Source organism: Synechococcus sp. MU1655, assembly GCF_023630655.1.
Classification (GTDB): Bacteria; Cyanobacteriota; Cyanobacteriia; order PCC-6307; family Cyanobiaceae; genus Synechococcus_C.
Map to the genome: position 1 here is coordinate 1 of NZ_JAKUHK010000174.1, position 4,311 is coordinate 4,311.

Here is a 4,311-nt window from a genome sequence, read left to right on the forward strand (position 1 = left end):
CCTGAGCCCACAATCGCGACCTGCACCAGCGCTTCAACCAAGAATTCAACAACTCTATGAATACGAACGCCTTAACTGCTTTAAGCACAAGACGCGTGGGTTCAATACAGTGATTCAAGGCCAGCTGGACTCTTGACCCATGACCACCTCCACCCCCAGTACTGCGACCCACACAGCCAAAGGTGGAAAAGGCATTCAGATCACGGATCCAGCAATGCTTCAACTCTCGAAGCTCTGCAGAGAGCAAGGCGATGAGCAAATCCTTCGTGTTGGCGTGCGGTCTGGTGGTTGCAGCGGAATGAGCTACACCATGGATTTTGTGCCCGCCTCGGAGATCGAGGAAGGTGATGAGGTTTATGACTACGCCGCCCCCTCGGGAGATGCGTTTCGGGTGGTCTGTGACCCCAAAAGTCTCCTTTACATTTACGGCATGCAGCTGGATTTCAGCACTGCCCTCATTGGGGGTGGCTTCAACTTCACCAACCCCAATGCCACCCAAACCTGTGGATGCGGGAGTTCCTTTGCGGTCTAAGCCACACCGCGTGGGAATCTGTTGACAATTTCCAGAGAATCAGAATCAGCGATGGAGTCCCAGGAATCTCAGGAATCCAGCCTGTTCGAGCAGGCCATGGCCCGTTACCAAGCTGGAGCACCGGCGGCAGAGTTGATCGATGATTTTGTCGCAATCACTGACGCCGCACCCCGTCAATCATCAGGATGGACTTGTTTGGCTTGGCTTCTCTTGCTCTGCGATAAGCCAGACGATGCGTTGCGTTCTGCTCGATTGGCGGTGAAGCTCAACAGCCAAGATCCTCAGGCAAGGATCAATCTGACTCTGGCCATGCTTGAAACCAAAGCCAAGGGAGTTCGTGATCAAATTGCTGTCGTGCAGCAGGTCTTAGCTGTCGCTCCCGAGATGGGAGACGAGCTGAGAGAGTCCATCAACGATGGCTTTAAACGTCGACCGGACTGGCCCGCACTTCTCAAAGTGAAGAGTTGGTTGGAGCTCTGAGGTGGCTCGGCTGCTGCTTCTAAGCAATGGTCATGGCGAAGACCTTTCGGGTGCTCTGCTTGGACAAGCGTTAAAAGCACAAGGGCACGATGTGGAAGCGCTGCCGCTGGTCGGTCGCGGAAATCCCTATGGCGAAGCAACGATCCCACTCGTCGGTCGCACGCGCGAATTCAGTACGGGTGGGCTTGGCTACACAACGTTTCGCGGGCGTCTCACGGAGCTGATCCAGGGTCAGGTGATCTATCTCCTAAGGAGGCTTCTACGGCTGATGCGCATCGCCGGCCGTTATGACTTAGTGGTAGTGATCGGGGATGTGATCCCGGTGATGGCGGCATGGCTCTGCCACCGGCCAGTCGCAACGTATCTAGTGGCGTACTCCAGTCACTACGAGGGAAAACTGCGACTTCCATGGCCCTGCGGAAACTGCCTCAAGTCTCCGAGGTTCAAAGCGGTGTTCAGTCGAGATGCCCTCACCGCAGTGGATCTCAGCGAACAGCTGAAGCGGGAAGTGGAATTCGTGGGCAATCCTTTTATGGATTCTGTTTTGTGCCATAGCAATCTGCTGCCCTACGCCAAAAGACGCCTTGGACTCTTGCCTGGCAGCCGTCGACCAGAACTTGAACACAATTTGGTGCTGCTTCTGGGCGTGATCGAGCAAATCCCGATCTCGCAATACGGCCGTGGGGACCTTGAGATCGACCTGGCACTCGTTGGAGCCCTGGGAGATGACCACTTGAGCAACATTGCGCAATCCCATGGCTGGACTCTTGTTCTGGGTCAAGACACCTGCCCAGCACGGTTAGAGAAGGGCGATCGGCAGATTCAGGTGCGACGGCAGGGTTTCACATCTGTGCTTCTCTGTTCAGACCTCTTGCTTTGTATGGCCGGCACAGCTGCGGAGCAAGCCGTGGGCTTGGCCAAGCCCGTGCTGCAACTCCCTGGTCAAGGCCCCCAATTCACCGCTGGCTTCGCGGAAGCCCAGCGACGGTTGCTGGGTCCAACCGTTTTTTGTGCTGCCTCCCCTTGTGAAGGAGACGAGCTTCTCCAAGCAACAGCCAAACTGGCCATCGAGCTGCTGGAACGAAGCGTGAATGACCCAGACCTTCGTCGTGATTGTCGGGAGCAAGCGATGCAACGGTTAGGTCCCCAAGGTGGAGGTAGGAAAATGGCTGACTTGATCAGTGGGCTACTGCAAAAGAGCTAGATGACGTCAAACAACCTTGAACCCCCATGGAAACGCTGGCTGGATCGTCTGCTTGTTCTGGATGTGTTTCTGGTGTTGGGAGGTGCGGTTTGGTTTGCGGTGGCCGTCATCGCTGACGGGCAAGGCCTCAAAGCGCCCATGCAGCAATTTCAGCGGCTCTGGGATCCCCTCTTCACCCCAGCGATTGGATTACTGATGGCAGCCGCGCTGATCAACGGCCTGTGGAGCTGGTGGCAGCGTCGAATGCAGCAGGCAACTCAGAACAATGACAATTGAAATCCAGCACTGCTTGACGCGTTGACTGGACCCGCTGTCCTTCCAGCACCACCTTTGCTCCATCGCCAAGCAACACTTTCAAGAGTGGGGCGGGGACGGGCAGCAGGCTTGGACGCCCCAAGCAACGGCCCAAACAGGCCGAGAACGTGGCCATCGTGACCGGTGTTGGAGCGACGGCATTGACAGCCCCCGTCCAAGCGTCGTTCTCCACAGCGGCAAGGATCATCCGACAGAGATCGCTGCGCTCAATCCAACTCATCCACTGACGACCTGTACCAATCGGCCCACCGAAACCAATCCGAAAGATCGGCAGCATTTTGCCGAGCGCGCCACCATCGGCCGCCAGCACGATCCCAATGCGCAACACCACCAAGCGAGTGGCATCAGGCTTGTCCGCCGCTACCGCTTCCCAGCGTTGACAAAGACCAGCTAGCACATCGCTACCAGAAGGGCTCGATTCGTCAAAACACTGATCTGCACTGGTTCCGTAATACCCAACAGCAGATGCATTTATCAACACGCCAGGAGGCTGGGCCAAATCCGCCATCGCATTCACAAGCTGACGTGTGGTCTGAAGGCGACTGTCTTCCAGCAGTTGAAGATGTGCTGCAGTCCATCGCTTCTCGGCAATCGGTTCGCCCGCCAAATTCACAACCCCTTGCGCTTGCGCCAAGGCCTGCTGTAGGGGGCTAGATGGCGCCCAACTGATCGAATCGGCTGGGTTGCACTGCACCCAAGAGAGGCCTGCGAGACAACTGGCAGGAAGTCCGGCAGGAGCTGACCGGCGACTGACGATGGTGAGATCGTGCCCAGCGGTTTGAAGCATGGGAACCAATGCACGTCCGACAAGTCCGGTGCATCCGATCAGCAAAAGGCGCATGGAGTCTCCATCTTGTCTGCTTCGAGAGGTTAGGCAGCAGCGTCAGGATCATGTTGATGAGAAGGAAGTATGAGATTCATGCGTTCAGCCAAGGGGACGAGGGCAAACCCCTGAATGAACAGGCCGAACAGCACGACAGCAAGAGCGAGAGGGGGCATCGATGCCCCCCAACGAACGCCAGACGACCAGGCATCAATGGCCATTGCGATTGGAACCGCTCCACGCAATCCCGCACAACTCACGAAGATCCGTTCATTCCTGGTGAATGTGGTGCGCCAAAGCAGGGCATTCACCATCAAAAATCTCACCGCCTGCATCAGCAGGAATAAAACGAAAGCCCAGCCAGCAGCACGAACCACATCCTGCGGGGCTACCACAAGGCCCATGCACAGGAACAGCAAAAGCTCAGCCATTTTTGCGTAACTGGAATGGGCCTCAGCAAGCGCCTTTCGATCTAGGTTTGAGCCATTACCAAGCACTAAGCCCGCCACGTAGGCCGCCAAGAGTGGGCTCCCACCCAGCAATAACGTTCCACCGGTTAACACCATCAGCAACGCCAAGCTCACGACAGGGAGCATGGCCGCATGGTTGAGGGTTAGCCGGGTTCCTAGAAGCTGCAGGGTGAGGGTGCCGCCAATAAAACCCAACAAGATTCCAAGCACAAACTGGCGAACAACATCGGTGACCAAGGCCTCGGTGCCAACACCATCACCACCGGCCAAAGCCAACGCCAATCCAGCCAGAACAACAGCCATGGGGTCGTTGAAGCCCGACTCACACTCGATCAAGTCGATTAATCGCTTTGGCAAGCGCCCGGCTAAGGGACGGAGCAGAACCAATACAGCAGAGGCATCCGTACTGGCCACCATGGCGCCAACAAATAGAACTCGCGGCAGCATTGCTGGATTCGTTCCAACCCCACTAGCTGCGCCCAGTCCG

At 56.6% G+C, this 4,311-nt stretch carries 6 protein-coding genes; 4 read left to right on the forward strand and 2 right to left on the reverse strand.

Going from position 1 to position 4,311, the window contains the following annotated elements; genetic code table 11:
- The first annotated feature begins 139 nt into the window (after window positions 1–139).
- Genes NCN04_RS08500 through NCN04_RS08515 form a run of 4 tightly spaced genes read left to right on the forward strand, consistent with a single transcriptional unit; the run spans window position 140 to window position 2,492 of the window.
- Entirely contained in the window at window positions 140–532 is a 393-nt protein-coding gene (locus NCN04_RS08500) for a HesB/IscA family protein (protein WP_048347327.1), read from the forward strand.
- Window positions 533–583: 51 nt separating this feature from the next.
- Entirely contained in the window at window positions 584–1,012 is a 429-nt protein-coding gene (locus NCN04_RS08505; protein WP_250395805.1) for a tetratricopeptide repeat protein, read from the forward strand.
- A 1-nt stretch (window position 1,013) separates the two neighbouring features.
- On the forward strand, window positions 1,014–2,216 hold the full coding sequence (locus NCN04_RS08510; protein WP_250395806.1) for a lipid-A-disaccharide synthase-related protein: 1,203 nt from the start codon (window positions 1,014–1,016) through the stop codon (window positions 2,214–2,216).
- Complete coding sequence (locus NCN04_RS08515) at window positions 2,217–2,492, forward strand: DUF8620 family protein (RefSeq protein ID WP_048347330.1); 276 nt, start codon at window positions 2,217–2,219, stop codon at window positions 2,490–2,492. It abuts the gene before it with no gap.
- Here NCN04_RS08515 and NCN04_RS08520 read toward each other — a convergent pair.
- Entirely contained in the window at window positions 2,428–3,372 is a 945-nt protein-coding gene (locus tag NCN04_RS08520; protein ID WP_250395807.1) for a TIGR01777 family oxidoreductase, read from the reverse strand. The genes NCN04_RS08515 and NCN04_RS08520 overlap by 65 nt on opposite strands.
- A 29-nt stretch (window positions 3,373–3,401) precedes the next feature.
- Window positions 3,402–4,311 (reverse strand): cation:proton antiporter domain-containing protein (locus NCN04_RS08525; protein WP_250395808.1); only part of this gene is annotated, 910 nt, incomplete at its 5' end.

What these genes read in the sequence shown, in the direction of transcription:
- NCN04_RS08500 (WP_048347327.1), top strand. Translation starts at nt 140, where the DNA reads ATGACCACCTCCACCCCCAGTACTGCGACCCACACAGCCAAAGGTGGA.
- NCN04_RS08505 (WP_250395805.1), top strand. Translation starts at nt 584, where the DNA reads ATGGAGTCCCAGGAATCTCAGGAATCCAGCCTGTTCGAGCAGGCCATG.
- NCN04_RS08515 (WP_048347330.1), top strand. Translation starts at nt 2,217, where the DNA reads ATGACGTCAAACAACCTTGAACCCCCATGGAAACGCTGGCTGGATCGT.
- NCN04_RS08520 (WP_250395807.1), bottom strand. Translation starts at nt 3,372, where the DNA reads ATGCGCCTTTTGCTGATCGGATGCACCGGACTTGTCGGACGTGCATTG.